We start from the raw sequence: 18,687 nt of genomic DNA, 5'->3' as shown, positions 1-18,687 counted from the left end.
ACGTTCACGCGCTCCTCACCCGCGTGTGCAGCAGCCCCTCCGGCTTGACCAGCATGATGACGATCATCGCGAGGAAGACCAGGACGGGACTCCAGGACAGCCCGAAGTAGTAGGTGGTGACGGCCTCCAGCAGGCCGATCGCGTACGCGCCCGCGATGGTGCCCGCGAGGCTGCCCGCGCCGCCGAACGCGAGCACCACGAACGCCCGCAGCAGCGGGTCGCTGCCCATCCCCGGGGAGATGAACTGCATGCTGCCGAGCAGGGCGCCCGCCACGGTGGCCAGGACGACGGCGGCCATGACCACGAACAGGTACACCCGGCGCGGCGCGATGCCGAGCAGTTGCGCGTGTTCGCGGTTCTGTTCCAGTGCCCGGACGGTCAACCCGATGCCGGAGCGTTTGAGCACCAGCGCGAGCAGGCCCACCAGGAGCGGGGCCAGCACGATGGTGACGAGCTGGGTGCCCTGGACGACGGCTCCCGCGACCTCCACCCGGGCCTGCCCGAACTGCGGGAGCTGCCTGATCTCCGGACCCCAGATCAGCTGGGCGCCGCTCTGCAGCAGCATGGTCGCCGCGAGCGTGGCCACCATCACCAGCATGTCGCCGTTGGGCCGCCGGATGAACGGGCTGACCAGCAGGAACTCGTAGACCGCGCCGATCAGCGCCATCACGATGATCGCGCCGATCAGCGACACCACGAGCGGCAGCCCGGTCGCGTCGAGCACCGTCCAGGTCAGGTAGGCGCCGAACATGAGCAGCGCGCCGTGCCCGAAGTTGAACACCCGCAGGTTGGACCAGATCAGGGTCAGGCCCGCCGCCATGAGCAGGTAGAGACCGCCGAGGACGAGCGTGCTCGTCAGGATGACGCTAATGCCGCCCATCAGCGGCCCCTCCCAGAAAGAGCGACATCATCTCGTCGCGGCTCCGGGTGCTGTCCGACACGTCGCTGTGGACCACGTCGCCGTGCAGGACGACGTGGTAGCGGTCGGTCAGGGTGAGCACCAATTCCATGTCGCCGTCGACCAGGATGATCGACGACACTTCCGCGCGGACGCGGACGATGCACTCGCTCAGCTCGTGCTTGACCTTGGGTGACAGGCCCAGCGTGGGCTCGTCGAGGATGAGCAGCGTGGGCCGGGCCATCAGGCCCATGCCGAGGCTGGCCATCTGGCGCTCGCCACCGCTGAGGGTGCCGGTGAGCTGCCTGCGGCGTTCCTTGAGCCGGGGGAAGACGGAGAACACCTGGTCGATGCCGTCGCGCCAGTCCCGCGCGTGCCCGCTGGAGGCGGCCGAGAGCCGCAGCGCCTCCTCCACGCTGAGCTGCGGGAACAACCGCGAGCCCTGCGGCACGTGAACGAGACCGCGCCTGACCAGGTCGCGCGGCGACCTGCCCCGGGTGTCGCGGCCGGCGAACGCGATCGTGCCGGACGAGGGCCGGTGCACGCCCGAGACGCAGCGCAGCAGGGTGGTCTTGCCATGGCCGTTGGGCCCCAGCAGCCCGACCGCCTCGTTCTCCGCGACGCTCATCGAGATGCCGCGCAGCACCCCGGCCTGGCCATAGCCGGCGGTCAGGTCCTGCACGGTCAGCAGATCGCTCATCACGCGGCTCCCGGTCCCAGATAGGCTTCGACGACCCGCGGGTCCGACAGGACCTCGGCCGGGCCGCCCGTCACGATGATCCGGCCGCTGTCGAGCACCGCCATCCGGTCGGCCAGCGCCTCCAGCACCGACAGCACATGCTCGATGATCACCATCGTGACGCCGGACCCGTGGATGCGGGACAGCAGCCGGATCAGCGCGTCCTGGTCGGCCGGGTCGAGGCCGGCGGCGGGCTCGTCGAGCAGCAGCAGCGACGGCCCGCTGACCAGCGCACCGGCGATCATCAGGCGTTTGCGGTCGATCAGTGACAACCCGTCGGCCGGGCGGTCGACGTCGCCGCCCAGCTCCACGACGTCCAGCACCTCCCGGCAGCGGGCCGGGTCCCAGCGCGCGGCCCGGCCGGCGCCGCCGTAGGCGTGACCGACGCGGACGTTCTCCATGACGGTCAGCGACTCGAAGACGGCCTCGGTCTGGAAGGTGCGCTTGAGCCCGGCCTTCGCGATCCAGCGGGGCGAGCGGTGCTGAATCTCCTGGCCGTCGAAGAGCACCTTGCCGGTGTCCGGCCGGATGGGGATGCCGGTGAGCAGGTTGAACAGCGTGCTCTTGCCGGCGCCGTTGGGGCCCGCGAGGCCGAACACCTCGCCGCGGCGCACCTCCATCGAGACGCCGTCGACCGCCTTGAGGCTGCCGAACGACTTGCCGACGTCCTGGGCGGCGAGCAGCACCGCCGCGCCGTCGCTCATGCCGCCTGCCCGGGGCCGCGCCAGTCGCCCTGCGCGAGGAAGCCGCCGTCCACCGGGAGCAGCACTCCGGTGACGAACGAGGCGTCCGGGGAGGCGAGGAAGGCGACCGCGGCGGCGATCTCGTCCGGCGAGCACTGCCGCGCGATCGGCTGCCGGGCGGCCGCCGCCTCGCGCTGCCGCAGCGACTCGGCGGCGGCCTCGGCGTCGAGCAGGCTCCGCGAGTCGCCCATGTCGTGGTCCACGTAGCCGGGCAGCACCGCGTTGACCCGGATGCCGAGCGGCCCGCCTTCGATGGCGAGTTGGCGGGTCAGGTTGGCGATGGCGCCCTTGGCCGCCGAGTAGGCGGGGAAGGCGGGCAGCCCGGTGACGCCGAAGATCGACGACAGGTTGACCACGGCGCCTTCGCCGTCCGCGGCCAGCAGCGGGAAGGCCGCCCTGGCGCACAGGAACGTTCCCATGACGTTGACGTCCATGACCCGGCGGAACTCGGCGACCGGCACGCCGGTGACGCCGCCGCCGCTCTCGGCGACGCCGGCGTTGCCGACCAGCACGTCCAGGCCGCCGAACTCGGCCGCCGCCCGCTCGAACAGCGCCGTCACACTGTCCTCGTCGGACACGTCCACCGCCTGGAACAGGCACGGCGCGCCGGGCTCCGACAGCTCGCGGGCGGTACGCGCCCCGCGTTCGGCGTCGAGGTCGGCGATCATGACCCGCGCCCCGTCCCGGAGCAGCCGGCGGGCGATGGCCGCGCCGATCCCACCGGCGGCGCCGGTGACCAGGGCACGCCGCCCCGTCAGAGTGCTCGCCATCGCGATATCTCCCTCAATCCACTGGTAGGTCTGGTCGGTCGTCGACAGGCAGGCCGACGCCGTACGGCTTCATCCGGTCCACGCCCGCGGCCCAGGCCGCGCCGCCTCGCCGGGCGATGCCGTTGGGACGGGCGAAATGCCAGGTGGTGGGCTCCTCGGAGACGATCGCGACGTCGAATCCGGCGCCGGTCAGGTCCGTGGCGGCTCCGGCGTCGCGCCGGTCCAGCCAGACTCGGTCGCCCTCGGCGTGCACCCGTGGCGCGGAGATCGCGTCCTGGAGGTCCGCGCCGTCGCGCCAGCGGGCGATGATCTGGGCCACGGCGGAGATGATCCGCCGCCCGCCCGACGCGCCGAGCGTCGCCTCGGCCCCACCGGGGCCGGTCAGGATCACCGGGCTGACCGCGCTGAGCCCGGCCGCGCCCGGGGCGACGCTGGTCACCTGGCCGGGGCGGGGGTCGAAGTACATCATCCCGTCGTTGAGCACGATGCCCGTCTCCGGCTCCACCAGGCGGGAGCCGAACAGGTCGAGCACCGTCTGGGTGAGCGACACCGTCATGCCGTCGCCGTCGACGACGGACAGGTGGGAGGTGCAGCCCGCCCGGCCGGGCCCGCCGGGCGCCGCCGGGGAGGAGTCCCGCCCGGACAGCCAGCCGTCCAGCACCTGGCCGGCGTACTCGGGGGTGGCCAGCCGCGCCCACGGCGCCGGCCCGTCCTCGGCCGTGGTGACCTCGCGCAGCCGGTCCGCGAACGCGCGCGACAGTACCCGGGCCCACAGCCGCGGCCCCGGATCCAGGCCCCGGTCGCGGGCGGCCTCGACGAGCAGCAGCGCCTCGACGACCGAGATCACCCCGGTGGACAGCGGGCCGAACAGCCGCAGCGGGCCGAGCTCCACCGGGGAGATCTCGTCCTCCGTCGCCGCGTATCCGGCCAGGTCCCGCTCCGACAGCAGGCCACCGGCCCCGGTGACCGTCGCGGCGATCGCGCGGGCGGCGCGGCCCCGGTAGAAGGCGTCCGCCCCACCGGCGGCGATCTCCCGCAGCACCTCGGCCAGCCGTGGCTGGGCCAGCAGGTCGCCGGGCCCCTGGGAGGGGCCGCGCAGCGGCAGGCCGCCGGGCAGGAACACCTCGGCGCTGGAGGGGAAGTCACGCAGCAGCCGGGCCTCGCCGCAGATCGCCGACGACGCGAACCAGTTGGTCTCGTGACCCGCCTCGGCCAGCTCGATCGCCGGGGCGAGCACCTGGCCGAGCGGCAGCCGGCCGAACCGGTCATGCGCCCGGCACAGCGCGGCGACCGCCCCGGGAACGCCCACGGACAGCGGGCCGACGATGTTCGCGTCGCCGCGCACGGCGGGCCAGCCGTACAGGCCGGTGCCGGGCGCGGACGGGAGCACGTCGTACATCTCCGGGCGGGCCAGCCCGGGCGCGCGGATCGGCCCGCTCACGGTGGTCGCGACCGGCGCGCCCGGCTCGCGCACCACCAGCCACGCGCCGCCGCCCAGCCCGCTCATGTACGGCTCGACCACGCCGACGGCGAAGGCGGTGGCGACCGCGGCGTCCACGGCGCTGCCGCCCGCGCGGAGCATCGACGCTCCGGCGCGGGCCGCCCGTGGATCGGGCGCGGTGACCATCCCGCCGCCGGGACGGACCGGCTCAGCCCTGCCAGGCATCGGCGATCTCACTCAACGTCGCGAACCATACGTCGCCCGCCGCCTGCATCCGCTCGACCAGCGCCTCCAGCACGAGCAGGTGGTGAGCCCGGCCGATGGTCTGCGGGTGCATGGTCAGTACGTAGACCGCGCCGGGCACCCGCTCATGGGCGTAGTCGAAGATGGTGTTCCAGCGGTCCTCCATGTCGCGGTGCGAGCCCAGCGCCGAGACCCCGGCGACGTACTCCACCGCCGGCCAGTCGTCGAGATACCACGAGACGGGGATCTCGATGATCCGGCTCTCCGGCCCGAACTCGCTGGCCGACTCGTAGTTGACCGTCACCCGGCGCGGCCGGTACGGCTCGAACTCCCGGCCCATCAGCGAGCTGTCCCAGTCGAAGCCGAACTCCTCCAGCAGGTCCAGCGTGGACTCGGAGAAGTCCCACGCGGGGGAGCGGTAGCCGCGCGGCCGGTGGCCGACGACCTGCTCGTGCTGGCGCAGCGAGAGCTCCATGAGCCGTCGCTCCTCGTCGGCACCCAGGCTGGGGACGACCTCGTGGTAGCAACCGTGCGCCGCGATCTCGTGCTCGGCCGCCAGGATCTCCTCGATCCGGTGCGGGAACGTCACCAGGTCGTGGCCGGGGGTGGCCCAGGTCGCCGGCAGGCCGTGCCGGCCGAGCAGCTCCAGCAGCCGGGGCACACCCTGCTCGGCGCCGAAGTCGCCGCGTGACAGGTAGGACGGCGAGGTGCGGCCGAGGGTGCCCATCCAGGGGGAGTGGGCGTCGAAGTCGAACGTCAGGGCCACCGCCATCCGCTTGCCGGGCGGCAACGCCAGAGTGCCGGTGGTCGCCGTCACTTCTTCATCCACGGCGGGAGCTGGAAGGAGCCCGACTTGTACTTCTCCGGGGCGATCAGCACCCGCTTCTGGTCCTGGAACTGGAAGGACTGCAGCGGCACGAAGTCGTCACCCTGCTTGGCCAGGTGAGTGGCCTGGTCGAAGGCGATCCGGCCGGACGCCTGCTCGGTGTCGATCTTGCCGATCGCCGCGCCGATGGCGAGGGCGTCGTCCGGGTCGCCGACCTGGCGCAGCGCCTCGGCGTAGATCATCGTCTCGACGTATGTCATCACGCCCTGCGGGTCGACGTCCTCGGTCCCGTACGCGGCCTTCCAGTCCGCCTGCAGCTTCGAGGCGGGGGCGTAGTTCTCCGCGGGCACCAGGCCGGCGAGGTTGTTGAACAGCACGCCCTCGGCCTTGTCCTTGGTCAGCTCGAAGAACTGCGGCTGGTTGGGGCCGTACTGCATGAAGACCAGCGACTGGGTGGGGTTCTGCAGGAACTGCTGCATGAAGCTGGCCTCGTTGGAGACCTGGTAGTCGGTGTTGACGATGAAGTCGGGGTTCGCCGAACGGATCTTGGCGATGATCGTGCCCCAGTCGTTGACCGGGCCGAACGGCACCTTCTCCTCGCCGGCGATCTTCCAGCCCTTCTCCTTGAAGGTCTTGACCAGGCCGTCGGCGATGCTCTCGCTGTAGGGGTTGTCGGAGCGGACGATGAAGGCCGACTTGTCGCGTGGCTTCCACAGGTCCTGCTCGGCCCAGGTCTCCGCCAGTTCGACCGGCTCGGTGCCGTAGGCGTCGTAGTTGGGGGTGATGGACCACACGGTCGGGTACTTGGCCGGGTCCTTCTCGATGATCTCCTGGGTCTGCGCGGTGTTGCCGCCGATCAGGTAGACCTTCTCCGCGGCCGCGAACTCGTCGATCTCGAAGTTGGAGGTCGAGGCGTAGCCGGTGATGACCGCCTTGATCGCGTCGTCGTCCGTGAGGGTCTGCACGCCCTTGGTGACCGCGTCGTTCGACTGGCCCTGCACGTCCACGGTCTTGAGCTTGAACGTGTGGCCGTTGATGCCCCCGCCCTCGTTGAGCTGCTTGACGGCCAGCTCGGCGCCCTGCTGCATGCCCTTGCCGTCGGAGGCGGAGCCGCCGGTGAGCGGGGCGAGCAGGCCGATCTGGATCTCTTTGGCGCCGTCGCCGCCCCCTTCGGAGGCGGACGTGGTCGAGGCCGAGCAGGCGGTGAGCGCCGTCAGGGCGCCCGCGATCGCGATGGCGCTGACGGTCCGGAGGGGGGTCCGGGTACGACGGAATGGGGAACGGGCCACGGGGAGAAGCCTCTCTGCGTCGATGAGGGCGAGGGGGCGAACGCACTCAGGAGGTGTGTCGGGGATGGCGTTCCACGCCTGTCTCGCGACGGTCTGTCACTTTCGTTATTGAAACGTACGTTGCATATTGGTGCCAAGAGTAGGTCTGTAAAATGTCTGTTACTCAACTGTGTTCAGTCTCGGCGTGCTGATCTGGTAAAACGTCGGTCAGCTCGGCGGCAGGGCCGTTCCGGCCAGGAAGCCGCCGTCCACGTCGAGAACACTCCCTGTGACGAACGAGGAGTCGGGATCCGCCAGGAAGAGACAGGCCCGGGCGATCTCGGCCGGTGTGCCCATGCGATGCACCGGCTGCCCGGCGACGAGGGTGGCCACGTACTCGGGCGACAGCGCGGCGGTCGCCGGCACCTCGATCAGGCCCGGCGCCACGGCGTTGACCGTGATGTCCGATGGGGCCAGCTCCAGCGCCAGCACCTTGGTGAGCATCTCCACCGCGGCCTTCGACGAGCAGTAGTGGGCCGCGCCCACCCGGGCCGACCGGGCCGCGCCCGAGGAGACGTTCACGATCCGCCGGCCGCCCGCCCAACCGCCGGCGGCGCGGGCGAAAGCCTGCGAGGTCAGCATGACGCCCCGGACGTTCACCGCGTAGACCTCGTCCCACTCGGCGAGGGGCAGGTCGAGGAGCGGGGTGTTCGGGTAGATCCCGGCGCAGTTGGCCAGCACGTCGAGGCCGCCGTACCGATCGGTGACCCGCTCGAAGGCGGCCGTCACGGACGCCGGATCGCGCACGTCGAGCCGCACCGCCTCCGGTCGTGCGGTGGGGTGCCGGGCCATGATCCCGGCGGCGGCCTCGGCCGCGCGGGTGGCGTCGAGGTCGGCGATGACCACGGTCGCGCCCGCCGCGTGGAATGCCTCGGCGATGCCGTGGCCGATGCCCTGGGCGCCTCCGGTGACCATGACGACGGCTCCGGAGAACCGGCCAAGAGGGGATTTTTCCGTCATCACGGCCTTCCGATGGTGTGCGGCAGGAGCATCCGTGACCTGGGCATTCCTCCCAGGTCACGGTAGGTAACGTGCATGATAAATTTCATCCCAGCCTCTTGACCAGACATTTGAATCATATGTTTCACTAAGCCCCAGCCGGTTCGCGAGGGAGCGAACCGGACTGGGAGGAGAGAGTGCCGATGACGACGGGGACCGTCTTTGTGGCGACCTGTGACCTCGCGGGACAGGTTCGGGGGCGAGCGACTCCGGCGGCCCTGGCGGAGCACACGCTGCGCACCGGTGTGGGCTGGGTCCCCGCCAACCTGGCGTTGAGCTGCTTCGGCGAGCTGGCCGAGGACAACGTCTTCGGCTCGGTGGGTGACCTGCGGCTGATCCCCGACCCGGCGACCGGCATCGACCTCCCGGCCGACGACCGGACGCCCGGCACCCGGCTCTACCTCGCCGACCAGCGGGGCCTCGACGGCGCCCGCTGGCCCGGCTGCCCGCGCGGGTTCCTCGCCGCCGCGCTCGACGACCTCAGGGAGACCTCCGGGCTCGAGGTGCACGCCTCCTTCGAGCACGAGTTCATGCTCCAGGACCAGGGCGACTGGCCGCCGTTCTCGTTCCAGCGGCTCCGCGGCGCCGAGCCGTTCGGCACCGACCTGGTCGCGCTGCTGGAGGCGACCGGGCTGGAGCCGGAGAGCTGGCTGCCCGAGTTCGGCGACGGCCAGTTCGAGATCACGCTGCGCCCCGCCACCGGCATGGCCGCCGCCGACCGCGCCGTCCTGCTGCGCGAGCTGGTGCGCGACCTTGCCCACCGCCGGGGACACCGGGCCACCTTCGTCCCGATCGCCGACCCCGTCGGCGTCGGCAACGGCGTCCACGTGCACTTCTCGCTCCGGCGGGTCGGCGGCGACCCGGTCATGTACGACGGCGATGCCCCCGGCAGACTGTCGTCGACCGCGGCCAGGTTCGCCGCCGGCATCCTGCGGCACGCCGGCGCCGTGGTCGCCGTCACCGCGCCCAACCCGTCGTCCTACCTCAGGCTCACCCCGCACCGGTGGAGCGCCGGCGGCGTCTTCCTCGCCGAACGCAACCGGGAGGCCCTGCTGCGCATCGCCCCCACGGTCGAGATCGGCGGCGCTGACCCGGCCGCCCAGCTGCACCTGGAGTACCGGGCTGCCGACGCCACCGCGAACCCGTGGCTGGTGCTGGGCGTCCTCGTCCGAGCCGGACTCGCTGGGCTGGCCGCCGGCGAGCGCGCCACGGTGTGGCCGGAGACCAGCACCGAGGCCGACCTGGCCGGGGAGCCCCCGCTGCCCGAGTCCCTGCCGGAGGCGCTCGCCGCGCTGGAAGCCGACGAGGTCGCCCGCGGCTGGTTCCCGCACGAGCTGCTCCACACGTTCCTCACGGTGCGGCGGGCCGAACTGGCGGCCGTCGACGGCCTGCCCACCCACGAGCTCTGCCGGAAGGTCGCAGATGTCTACTGAGAGCAGTGGCTCTTCTGAGAGCAATGGCTCTTCTGAGAGCAGTGGCCTGGAGGCCGTGCTCGCCGGCCTCCCTCTGGTCGACCACCACGTGCACGGAGCTTCCTCCGACGACCTCGACCGGGCCACGTTCGAGACGTTGGTGACCGAGTCGGACCGGCCGATCCCGGCGTACATGACCCAGTTCGACTCCCAGATCGGTTTCGCGATCCGCCGCTGGTGCGCGCCCGTCCTCGGACTGCCCGCCCACGCCTCGCCCGAGGACTACCTCGCCTGCCGCGCCGAGCTGGGCGCGGCCGAGGTCAACCGGCGGCTGCTGGCCGCGAGCGGCATCGGCCGCTACCTGGTGGAGACCGGCTACCGGGGCGACGACGTGCTCGGCCCCGCCGCGATGGCCGCCGTCTCGGGACGTCCCGCGCACGAGGTCGTCCGGCTCGAACGGGTGCTGGAGGAGACCGCCGCGTCCGGCGTCTCGGCCGCCGACCTGCCCGGACGCTTCCGCGAGGAGCTGGCCCGCCGCGTCGCGGGCGCGGTCGGGCTGAAGAGCATCATCGCCTACCGGCACGGCTTCGCCTTCGACCCCGAGCCGCCCGGAGACCGGGAGGTCGTCGAGGCCGCGGGCCGCTGGCTGGCCGCCGCCGAGACGAGCGGCGAGTGGCGGGTGGACGACCCGGCGCTGCTGCGCCTCGCCCTGTGGGCGGGCGTGGAGCACAGCCTGCCGCTGCAACTGCACGTCGGCTACGGCGACCCCGACGTCGAGCTACGGCTGAGCGACCCGCTGCTGCTCACCCGCTGGCTCAAACTGGTCGAGCCGCACGGCGTGGACGTCATGCTGCTGCACTGCTACCCCTACCACCGCAACGCGGGCTACCTCGCGCAGGTGTTCCCGCACGTCTACTTCGACGTCGGCCTCGGCGTCAACTACACCGGCAGCCGCTCCGACGCCCTGATCGCCGAGTCGCTGGAGCTGGCCCCGTTCGCCAAGATCCTGTTTTCCTCCGACGCCTGGGGCCCCGCCGAGCTGCACTTCCTCGGTGCCCACCTGTTCCGCCGGGGGCTCGGCCGGGCGCTGCGACGCTGGATCGACGCCGGCGAGTGGACCGAGGCCGACGCGATCCGGGTGGCGACCATGATCGGCGCCGGCAACGCGCTGCGCGTCTACGGCCTGGACGAAGGCGGCGCGCCCCACGCCGACGTCCCGGGCGTTCCCGGCGGGGCGCACGGCGATGTCCCGGGCGTTCCCGGCGGGGAGCATGGCGATGTCCCGGGCGTTCCTGGCACGGAGCACGCTGGATGAGGGCGAGCCTCGCTGCGCGGCTGCTGCCCGCGCTGGAGAAAGAGCTGCCCGCGGCCGGTGAGCTGCGCCGCCGGCTGCACGCCCGCCCCGACCTGTCCGGGCAGGAAAGACCGACCCGCGACCTGGTCCTCGCCGAGTTGCCCGGCGGCGAGGTGCACGAGGTGGCCGGTACGGGCGCGCTGGTGCGCGTCGGCGGCCCCGGACCCGCGGTCGGCATCCGAGCGGAGCTGGACGCGCTCGCCGTGACCGAGCGGACCGGCGTCGTCTGGGCCTCCACCCGGCCCGGCCGGATGCACGCCTGCGGACACGACGTGCATATCGCCGCCCTGGTCGCACTCGCCCACGCCGTCGCCGCCACCCCTGACGCGGTGCCGCTCGTCGCGGTGCTCCAGCCGCGCGAGGAGACCTATCCCTCCGGCGCCCGCGACATCGCCGAGTCGCCCCTGCTGGCCGGGCAGCGGCTCACCGCCATCATCGGCGCGCACGTCCAGCCCACGCTGCCCATCGGCGAGGTCGCCGCCACCCCCGGCACGGTGAACGCCGCCGCCGACGAGTTCGCCATCGTCGTCAACGGGCACGGCGGGCACGCCGCCTACCCCCACCTGACCAGCGACCCCGTCCTCGCGCTCGCGCACGTCATCGTCGCGCTGCAACGCGTGGTCAGCCGCGACGTCGACCCGACCAGCTCGGCCGTCCTCGGCGTCTCCACCCTGGCGGCCGGCAGCGCCCCCAACGTGGTCCCGGACACGGCCTCCGCCAGCGGCACCCTCCGCTCGATGAGCGACGACGTACGCGCACGGGTGCACGACCGGCTGACGGAGGTCGCCCAGCTCGTCGCACGGGCGCACGGCTGCGAGGCCACGGTGACCATCACCCACGGCGAGCCCGTCCTGCACAACGACCCCCGGCTCGCCGCCCGCGCCGGCGCCCACCTGGGCACGCTCGGCCTGACCCCGTCCCGCACGCTGCAGTCGTTCGGTGCCGACGACTTCTCCTACCTGTCGGCGGTGCTGCCGGGCCTGATGATGTTCGTCGGAGTGGGCGACGGCACGGCCGCCCGCCTGCACGGCGCCCGCTTCCTCCCCGACGACGACGCCGTACGGAACGTGGCCCTCGCCATGCTGGCCGGCTACCTCGCGGCAGCGGAGGCGATGTAGCGGCGATGGCCCCCGGCGTCCTGTGCCCGGCCCGGCGACGGGAGGCTCAAGGCACCACCCGCCGGACGGGCCTGCCTGGATTCGGCGTCGCACTGATCCGGCCCGCGCTGGATCGGATGCGGGCGAGTGCTCTCAGCCGAGCGCCCACTCACCCGTCTGATCAGCGAACCCGCTGTCCAAAGCGAATTGGAACTTGGCCGGCTGCGCCGACTCCGGCACCTCGAACACGATCACACCTTTCCGGGAATCACCCATGTTGATCGTCGATGTGCCGCCGAACTCCTGCCCCTCCCGCACGTCGGAGTAGGTGGACCGGAACTGCTGACCTTCGCTGTCGATCAGCGCCGCGCCGTTCGTCGGAGAGTCGTCGTACACCGCCTGGCCCGAGTTCGCCAGCGTGAGTTCGATGGCGACGAGCTTGTTGCCCGTCTTCGGCTTCGAGTACTGATCAGGGGTGGCGGGATTCACCACCTTGGTGAGGGTCACCGTCATTTTCAGCCCGGGATCCATTCCCGCCAGCGTGAGGGCGCCCCCTACTGCCGCGGTGGACGGCTGGGCCTTCGCCGATGGCACGGCATTCGACTCCGGCTGACGTGACGGCACGACCAGCGCGGGCGGATCCGCCTCCGTCACCACGGGCCTCTGTCCAGTGTCGGCCAACACCAGCACCACGGCGGCGCACCCTCCCAGGAGGAGCAGCGGCAGGCCCACCGCGAGCAGCACGATCATGCCGGTGTTGTTGCGGCGAGGCGGCGGGCCAGGAGGCTGCTGACCGTACCCATACCCGTACCCGTGCTGCGGCTGGGGCCCGCTGTATCCGTACGGCCCTGACGGCTGCTGCTGCCCGTACGGGTCCTGCGGCTGTTGCGGATAGCCCATGGCGCGACTCCAGACGAAGGGGATTGCGCTGTGGGACGTTTCAAGCATGCGTTTGGTTGACACACAACACCCCGCATGTCCGTATCCGGGCACCTGCTCGTGTCAGCCGGCGGGCCGCGCGCCGGGCTCCGGGGCGTCGACGGCCGTGGGCGGCCGACGGCTTGCGCGCGGGTGACCGCCGCGGCGCCGGCGCAGGACCAGCATGGTCATGGCCGCCAGGCCCGCGACGGCCGCGGGCGCGATGGCCCAGGGGCTGTGCAGCAGCGTGGGCGGTGCCTGCTGGACGAGCACGAAGGCCCCCATGACGAGGACGAACCAGCCGAACGCCTTGCGCAGCCGGTCGGCGCGCAGGCGGCCGGCGAGTGCGCCGCCGATCAGCCCACCGGCTACGGCCGCCGCGGTCACCGGCAGAGCCAGCGACCAGTCGATCGTGATGCTGTGCAGGTATCCGGCCAGTCCGGCCAGGGACTTCATGGCGATGACGAGGAGCGAGGTGCCCACCGCCACTCCCATCGGCAGCCCGCCGAGCAGCACCAGCGCGGGCACTACCAGGAACCCGCCGCCGGCCCCGACGAGCCCCGTCACGAGGCCGACACCGGCGCCTTCGGCGATCACGTGCAGGACGGGAAGGTCTCGCCGGGGCTCCCCGGCCACCGGGGTCCGGCGGCTGCGGATCATGGCGATGGCGGTCGCCACCATCATCACCGCGAAGGCGCCCATCAGCAGGGCTTCGGGCAGGTGCGGGCCGATCAGCCCGCCCCCGTACGCGCCGGCCATGCCGGCCGCCCCGAAGATCAGTCCGGTACGCCAGCGGATGCGCCCGGCCCTGGCGTGGCCGATGGCGCTGACCGCGCTGGTGACGGCCACGATGAACAGCGACATGGCGATGGCCGCCCTGGCCGGGACTCCGGCGAGGTAGACCAGCATGGGCACGGCGAGGATCGACCCGCCGCCGCCGAACAGGCCGAGGGCCACTCCGACCAGGACGGCGGCGGCGAGGGTCAGCACGGTCATTTATACCCCCGGGGGTATTGAGAGATCACAGAGCGGCCTTGATCGCCACGGGTTCAGGCGCGGGAGGGATCCCGGCGCAGCGCGGTGATGGCGGCCTCGACGTCGAAGCCGCCTGCCCGGTTGTAGGGCAGCTTGGCCAGCAGCATGCCCATGGCGCAGGTGTCGGTGAGCGCGGCCACGGCCAGCCCGCCGCCGACCAGCCCGGCGACGATCGCCGCCCCGGGCGCCCACAGGCTCGCCACGACCGAGGTCAGCACGATGGTGCCGGCGACCAGGCGTACCTGTCGTTCCAGCGCCCAGCGCGGCCGGCCTCGGATGACGGGGGCACCGGAGGCGATCCAGGAGTTCATGCCGCCGTCCAGGACGGCCAGGTCGGTCAGGCCGGCCTCGGCGAGCGCCTGCCTGGCGCGTTCGGCGCGGTTGCCGGACTGACAGATGAGCACCATGGTGCCGCCCGCGTCGGTGACGATGCGCCGGAGGTGGGCGTCGACCTGGTCGAGTGGCAGGTTGATGGCGCCGTCGATGTGGGCGGAGTCGTACTCGGCCGGAGTGCGGACGTCCACGGCCAGCACGTCGGGGTTGGCCGCGAGCAGTGAGCGGGCGGAGGCGGTGTCGATGCGAGGCAAGGAAGGTTCTCCTGTTTCTGTGGGATCTGGTGCGGTTCAGGCCGCGTCGCGGGCCTTGAGCGCGGTGACGATGTCGGGGATGCCTGCGTCGGTGAGCACGACCGGCCGGTATCCCTGGCGGGCCAGGTGACTCCCGGCGATGGCGGCGCGGCGGCCGGTGCCGCAGGCGACCAGGACCGGCCGGTCGCGGTCGAGTTCGACCGGGATGCCCTGGGTGAACAGGTCGGGCAGGAAACGCTTGACCGCGCCCGCCACCCATGTCTGCCGCCATTCGCTGGGCATGCGCACGTCCAGCAGTTGGGCGTCCGGCTGGGCGAGCCGCTCGGTGAAGGCGGTGAGATCCAGCAGCTCGTACGTCTGCGTGGCGGCCTCGCCCAGGTCGCGGACGACGCCGTGGACGGAGTCGATGCCGATCTGGGCGAGCTGGGTGACGGCCTCGGCGACGTCCTGGCCGGGCTCGGCGACGAGGGCGATGGGCTCCTGGTACGGCAGCAGCCAGCCGGCCCAGCTGCCGAAGTCGTCGGCCGACTCGATGCCGAGCGAGCCGGGCAGCATGCCGCGTGCCTGTGCCTGGCGGGGCCGGATGTCGATCACATGGGAGGCGGCGGGCACGTCGTCGGGGCCCAGTGCGGGGACGGTCACCGGCGGCATGGGCGGCACGCCCAGGGTGTTGGCCGGTCCCATGTGCCGGTAGAAGGCAGGGATGGGCATCGGGAAGGCCATCAGCTCGTCGGCGAACTTGTCGGCGTCGTCGATGGCCAGCAGCGGGTTGTGCTCGATCTCCGAGCCGATGGTGGAGGTGAGGCGGCCCGCGCCGGTCGTCGTGCAGAACGAGCCCTCGCCGTGCGTCGGGAACAGGGCGAGGCCGGGCGGCAGGGCTGCCAGGCGGCGCAGCGAGACGTACTGGAGGCGGGCCAGCGAGCGGGCCCGCTCGGGTCCGAGGAGGTCGGGGCGGCCGGCCGAGGTGACCAGCAGGCTGCCGCCGGAGAAGATCGCGACCGGCTCGCCGTCGATGAGCACCAGGTAGCTGGTGTGCTCCGGGGTGTGACCCGGCGTGTGGATCGGGCGGATCACCAGCCCGCCGCCGTCGATCTCCTCCAGATGGAAGGCGGGCGTGTGCCGGTAGGCGGCGGCTGCGGCGGCGGGCAGCACCAGCTCGGCACCGGTGCGCAGCGCGGCCTGCTCGGCGCCGGAGACGTAGTCGTTGTGCAGGTGCGTCTCCAGCACGAACCGCAGATCGACGTCGCGCGCGGCCGCGGCGCGCAGGAAGCGGTCGATGTCGCGCTGGGGGTCGACGAGGACGCCCTTGCCCTCGTGGGTGAGCAGGTAGGTCTGGTCGCCCAGACCCGGGGTGCGGAATGACATGACATCCATGAACGTGCTTCCTTTCATACCCCTGGGGGTATCGATGGGGCAAAAAGATGCGGCCGCGAACTGCGGCCGCATGGCTAGGCGAGGGCGAGGAAGAGCTTCTCCAGCTCGGCCACGCTCATGGGCGGCTGCTCCCCACGATTCTGGGCGTCCTGGCAGTGCCGCAGCCCGCTGGCCACGATCTTGAACCCGGCACGGTCGAGCGCCTTCGACACAGCTGCCAGCTGAGTGAGCGTCTTCGTGCAGTCCTCCCCGGCCTCGATCATCGCGATCACTCCGGCGAGCTGGCCGTGTGCCCGCTTCAGCCGGGTCAGGGCGTCACCCACCATGCTTTCGTTCAGCTCCATGCCTTCGACCATACCCCACGGGGTATAGGTGGGTGCAAGTCGGCCGCTTGTCCCGCCGTGGAGCGACAGGACGCCGCCGTCCACGGTCCGTCAGGCGACCGGCCGGGTGGATTTCAGGGCACCCGCCGCGCGCCGGCCTCCTTGGCCAGGCCGACGAGCAGGTCCTTCACCTCCGTCGCGGCGTAGGCGTCGCCGTCGAAGGGGCCCAGCAGCACCGGGCCGTCGGCGGGGTCGTCGGGCAGGCGGCCGTGGCTGCCGCGTACCGGGGCCGGGTTCAGCGGGACCACGTTCATCAGGTAGCGGAAGCCGAGCGTCTTGCGGGCCAGGGCCAGCCCGGCGCGGACCTTCACCAGCGGGTCGGCGGGGTCCATGAACAGCTCGGCCGGGTCGTAGCCGGGCTTGCGGTGGATGTCCACCAGCCGCGCGAAGTCGGGCGCGCGGTCGTCGGTGAGCCAGTAGTAATAGGTGAACCAGGCGTCGGGCTCGGCCACCGCGACCAGTTCGCCCGCCCGCTCGTGGTCCAGGCCGTAGCGCGCCTTCCCGCCGCCGTCGAGCACCTCGTCCACCCCGGGCAGCTCCCGTACGACGTCACGGGCGCGGTCCACGTCGGCCGGGTCGCGCACGTACACGTGGGCGATCTGGTGGTCGGCCACGGCGAACGCGCGGGAGGCCCACGGGTCGAGATACTCCATCCCGGCCTGGGTGTGCACCTCCAGCAGCCCGGCCCGGCGCAGGGCCCGGTTGACGTCGACCGGTCTCGTGGCGGCGGTGATGCCGTACTCGGAGAGGATCACGAAGGTGGCGTCCTCGGCGAGCAGCGGCGCGAGCGCGGCGTCCACTTCCTTGGCCGCCGCGATGGCCTCGGGTCCGTCGGGGCCGTACCGCTGGAGGTCGTAGTCGAGGTGCGGCACGTACACCATGAGGAGCCCCGGGCGTTCCTCGCGCAGGATGTGGCGGGCGGCCGAGACGATCCACCGGGAGGAGGCGATGCCCGCGGTCGGTCCCCAGTAGTTGAACAGCGGGAACGTCCCGAAGCGCGCCTCCAGGTCGTCGTGCAGCGACGGGGGGCGGGTGTAGCAGTCGGGCGACTTGCGGCCGTCGGCGTGGTAGATCGGGCGCGGCGTGACGAGCAGGTCGCTGGCCGCGCCCATGGCGTACCACCAGCAGACGTTGGCGGTCTTCAGACCCGGCACGGCGTCCCAGAGCTGGCCGCCCTGGACCAGGGCGTTGTGCTGGCGCCACAGCAGCACCTCGCCGAGGTCGCGGAAGTACCAGCCGTTGCCGACGATCCCGTGCTCGCGCGGCATCGCGCCGGTGAGCAGGGTGGCCTGCATCGAGCAGGTGACGGCGGGCAGCACCGGCCGCAGGGTGGCCGCGGCCCCGACGGCGGAGACGTTGGGCATGTGCGCGAGAAGCCGCGGCGTCAGCCCGACCACATCGATGACGACGACGGGGGTCATCAAAGCTCCTTCAGGCCGAGGGCGAGCAGTTCGCGCCGGGTCCAGTCGAGTTCGGCGGCCATGCCCTCGGCGAGGCCGCTGGTGGTGACGCCGCCCTCCGAGGGCAGCACCGACCACGTGTAGGTCTCGACCTCCACGTGCCGGGTGCGCGGCGCGGTGCCGCCGACCAGGGTCCCGAGTAGGTCGCGCAGGTAGGAGGACGTGGTGGTGAGCGGGGGCGGGGGCGCGGCGTGCAGCGGCATGTGGAAGTGCACCCGCCAGGTCTCCCCGGCCGGCAGGCCACCCGCCAGCGCCTCGGCCAGGTCGTCGGTGAAGCCGGAGGCGGAGCGGGACTGGTGCAGGAAGCGCGGCTCGTCGAACGACGCCAGCGCGGCGTGCGCCTCCGGCGGCGCCTCGATCGCGCACGACGCCTGGAGTTTCACGATCGGCAGGTCCAGCCCGATCGCCGGGTCCTCGAAGCCGACGGCGAGATGACAGGCGTCGAGGCAGACGCCGAGGAAGTCGCGGTCTACGTCCCGCAGGTGACGCGCGGCCTGGGCGGTGGTCTCCACGACGCAGCCCGGCTCCGGCTCGAACCCGACCCGGATCACCTTGCCGACCCGCCCGGACAGCTCGCGCAGGCCGCGCGCCAGCTCCGCGAGCATGCGCGCCGTCGCGTCCGCCTTGGCGCCCGTCCAGCCGGTACGCCAGGCGAGGGGCAGTGTGGAGATCGTGCCCTCGGTGACGTCGTCCGGGAGCAGGGCGGCGAGGATCTCGGCCAGGGCGAGGGTGTAACCGAGCCGGTCGGCGCATCCCCAGTCGGGGGAGTAGACCCGATATTTCACGACTTCTTGGTGGAAGCCGCGATACGGGAAGCCGTTAAGCGTGACCACCTCCAGCCCGAGCTCGGTGAGCAGGCCGCGCAGCCGTACCAGCTCGGCATGGTCGGCGAGCAGCGCGTGCGCCGCGTCGTACGGCAGCCACAACCCCACCCCCAGCCGCTGGACGCCGAGCAGGTCGCGCACCCGCGCCGCGAAGCCGGTGAGCTGGGCGCGAATGCCGGGCAGATCCTCGGCGGGATGGACGTTCGTGCAGTAGGCGAGATGGACGACCGAGCCGTCCGGATGCAGCAGGCGCATC

At 72.3% G+C, this 18,687-nt stretch carries 18 protein-coding genes; 3 read left to right on the top strand and 15 right to left on the bottom strand.

Annotation, left to right across the window (positions count from 1 at the left end; genetic code table 11):
* Positions 1 to 4: 4 nt before the first annotated feature.
* The 8 genes from OHA68_RS09590 to OHA68_RS09555 form a co-directional block, all read right to left on the bottom strand.
* On the bottom strand, positions 5 to 880 hold the full coding sequence (locus tag OHA68_RS09590; RefSeq protein ID WP_327107288.1) for a branched-chain amino acid ABC transporter permease: 876 nt from the start codon (positions 878 to 880) through the stop codon (positions 5 to 7).
* Positions 867 to 1,598 (bottom strand): ABC transporter ATP-binding protein, encoded by a 732-nt coding sequence (locus tag OHA68_RS09585; RefSeq protein ID WP_327107287.1) that lies wholly within the window; start codon positions 1,596 to 1,598, stop codon positions 867 to 869. The genes OHA68_RS09590 and OHA68_RS09585 overlap by 14 nt, the downstream gene beginning before the upstream one ends.
* Positions 1,598 to 2,341, bottom strand: coding sequence for an ABC transporter ATP-binding protein (locus OHA68_RS09580; protein ID WP_327107286.1), 744 nt, complete (start codon positions 2,339 to 2,341; stop codon positions 1,598 to 1,600). The genes OHA68_RS09585 and OHA68_RS09580 overlap by 1 nt, the downstream gene beginning before the upstream one ends.
* Positions 2,338 to 3,150 (bottom strand): SDR family NAD(P)-dependent oxidoreductase, encoded by an 813-nt coding sequence (locus OHA68_RS09575; RefSeq protein ID WP_327107285.1) that lies wholly within the window; start codon positions 3,148 to 3,150, stop codon positions 2,338 to 2,340. Before OHA68_RS09575 ends, OHA68_RS09580 begins: the two co-directional genes overlap by 4 nt.
* A gap of 13 nt (positions 3,151 to 3,163) precedes the next feature.
* The gene (locus tag OHA68_RS09570) at positions 3,164 to 4,816 is read right to left on the bottom strand and encodes a gamma-glutamyltransferase family protein (protein WP_327107284.1); all 1,653 of its coding nucleotides are present in this window, start codon (positions 4,814 to 4,816) and stop codon (positions 3,164 to 3,166) included.
* Positions 4,800 to 5,651 carry a polysaccharide deacetylase family protein gene (locus tag OHA68_RS09565; RefSeq protein WP_327107283.1) on the bottom strand — a complete coding sequence of 284 codons (852 nt, stop codon included), beginning with the start codon at positions 5,649 to 5,651 and terminating at the stop codon, positions 4,800 to 4,802. Before OHA68_RS09565 ends, OHA68_RS09570 begins: the two co-directional genes overlap by 17 nt.
* A complete protein-coding gene (locus OHA68_RS09560) occupies positions 5,648 to 6,949 on the bottom strand; it encodes an ABC transporter substrate-binding protein (RefSeq protein WP_327107282.1) in 1,302 nt (433 codons plus the stop codon). Before OHA68_RS09560 ends, OHA68_RS09565 begins: the two co-directional genes overlap by 4 nt.
* 207 nt (positions 6,950 to 7,156) lie before the next feature.
* Entirely contained in the window at positions 7,157 to 7,948 is a 792-nt protein-coding gene (locus OHA68_RS09555) for an SDR family NAD(P)-dependent oxidoreductase (protein ID WP_327107281.1), read from the bottom strand.
* Between the two features lie 182 nt (positions 7,949 to 8,130).
* Here OHA68_RS09555 and OHA68_RS09550 point away from each other — a divergent pair, with 182 nt between their 5' ends.
* Genes OHA68_RS09550 through OHA68_RS09540 form a run of 3 tightly spaced genes read left to right on the top strand, consistent with a single transcriptional unit; the run spans position 8,131 to position 11,871 of the window.
* Entirely contained in the window at positions 8,131 to 9,420 is a 1,290-nt protein-coding gene (locus OHA68_RS09550) for a glutamine synthetase family protein (RefSeq protein ID WP_327107280.1), read from the top strand.
* Between the two features lie 55 nt (positions 9,421 to 9,475).
* Entirely contained in the window at positions 9,476 to 10,714 is a 1,239-nt protein-coding gene (locus OHA68_RS09545; RefSeq protein WP_327107279.1) for an amidohydrolase family protein, read from the top strand.
* Positions 10,711 to 11,871, top strand: a complete 1,161-nt coding sequence (locus tag OHA68_RS09540; protein ID WP_327107278.1) for a M20 metallopeptidase family protein — start codon at positions 10,711 to 10,713, stop codon at positions 11,869 to 11,871. The genes OHA68_RS09545 and OHA68_RS09540 overlap by 4 nt, the downstream gene beginning before the upstream one ends.
* 132 nt (positions 11,872 to 12,003) lie before the next feature.
* Here OHA68_RS09540 and OHA68_RS09535 read toward each other — a convergent pair whose 3' ends face one another.
* From OHA68_RS09535 to eboE, 7 genes are all read right to left on the bottom strand, one after another.
* Positions 12,004 to 12,600 (bottom strand): DUF4352 domain-containing protein, encoded by a 597-nt coding sequence (locus OHA68_RS09535; RefSeq protein WP_327107277.1) that lies wholly within the window; start codon positions 12,598 to 12,600, stop codon positions 12,004 to 12,006.
* A gap of 252 nt (positions 12,601 to 12,852) precedes the next feature.
* The gene (locus tag OHA68_RS09530) at positions 12,853 to 13,764 is read right to left on the bottom strand and encodes a sulfite exporter TauE/SafE family protein (protein WP_327107276.1); all 912 of its coding nucleotides are present in this window, start codon (positions 13,762 to 13,764) and stop codon (positions 12,853 to 12,855) included.
* Positions 13,765 to 13,817: 53 nt separating this feature from the next.
* Positions 13,818 to 14,390 carry a rhodanese-like domain-containing protein gene (locus OHA68_RS09525; protein ID WP_327107275.1) on the bottom strand — a complete coding sequence of 191 codons (573 nt, stop codon included), beginning with the start codon at positions 14,388 to 14,390 and terminating at the stop codon, positions 13,818 to 13,820.
* Positions 14,391 to 14,426: 36 nt separating this feature from the next.
* A complete protein-coding gene (locus OHA68_RS09520; RefSeq protein WP_327107274.1) occupies positions 14,427 to 15,764 on the bottom strand; it encodes an MBL fold metallo-hydrolase in 1,338 nt (445 codons plus the stop codon).
* A gap of 74 nt (positions 15,765 to 15,838) precedes the next feature.
* Positions 15,839 to 16,108: a metal-sensitive transcriptional regulator gene (locus tag OHA68_RS09515; RefSeq protein ID WP_327107273.1), complete on the bottom strand. Its 270-nt coding sequence runs from the start codon at positions 16,106 to 16,108 to the stop codon at positions 15,839 to 15,841.
* 113 nt (positions 16,109 to 16,221) lie between these two features.
* Positions 16,222 to 17,568, bottom strand: coding sequence for an alkaline phosphatase family protein (locus tag OHA68_RS09510; protein WP_327107272.1), 1,347 nt, complete (start codon positions 17,566 to 17,568; stop codon positions 16,222 to 16,224).
* A complete protein-coding gene (gene eboE / locus OHA68_RS09505) occupies positions 17,568 to 18,686 on the bottom strand; it encodes a metabolite traffic protein EboE (RefSeq protein WP_327107271.1) in 1,119 nt (372 codons plus the stop codon). Before eboE ends, OHA68_RS09510 begins: the two co-directional genes overlap by 1 nt.
* Position 18,687: the final 1 nt, after the last annotated feature.

This window comes from Nonomuraea glycinis (assembly GCF_035920485.1).
GTDB classification, from domain to species: domain Bacteria; phylum Actinomycetota; class Actinomycetes; order Streptosporangiales; family Streptosporangiaceae; genus Nonomuraea; species Nonomuraea glycinis.
This window is presented reverse-complemented; position numbering and strand designations above follow the sequence as displayed.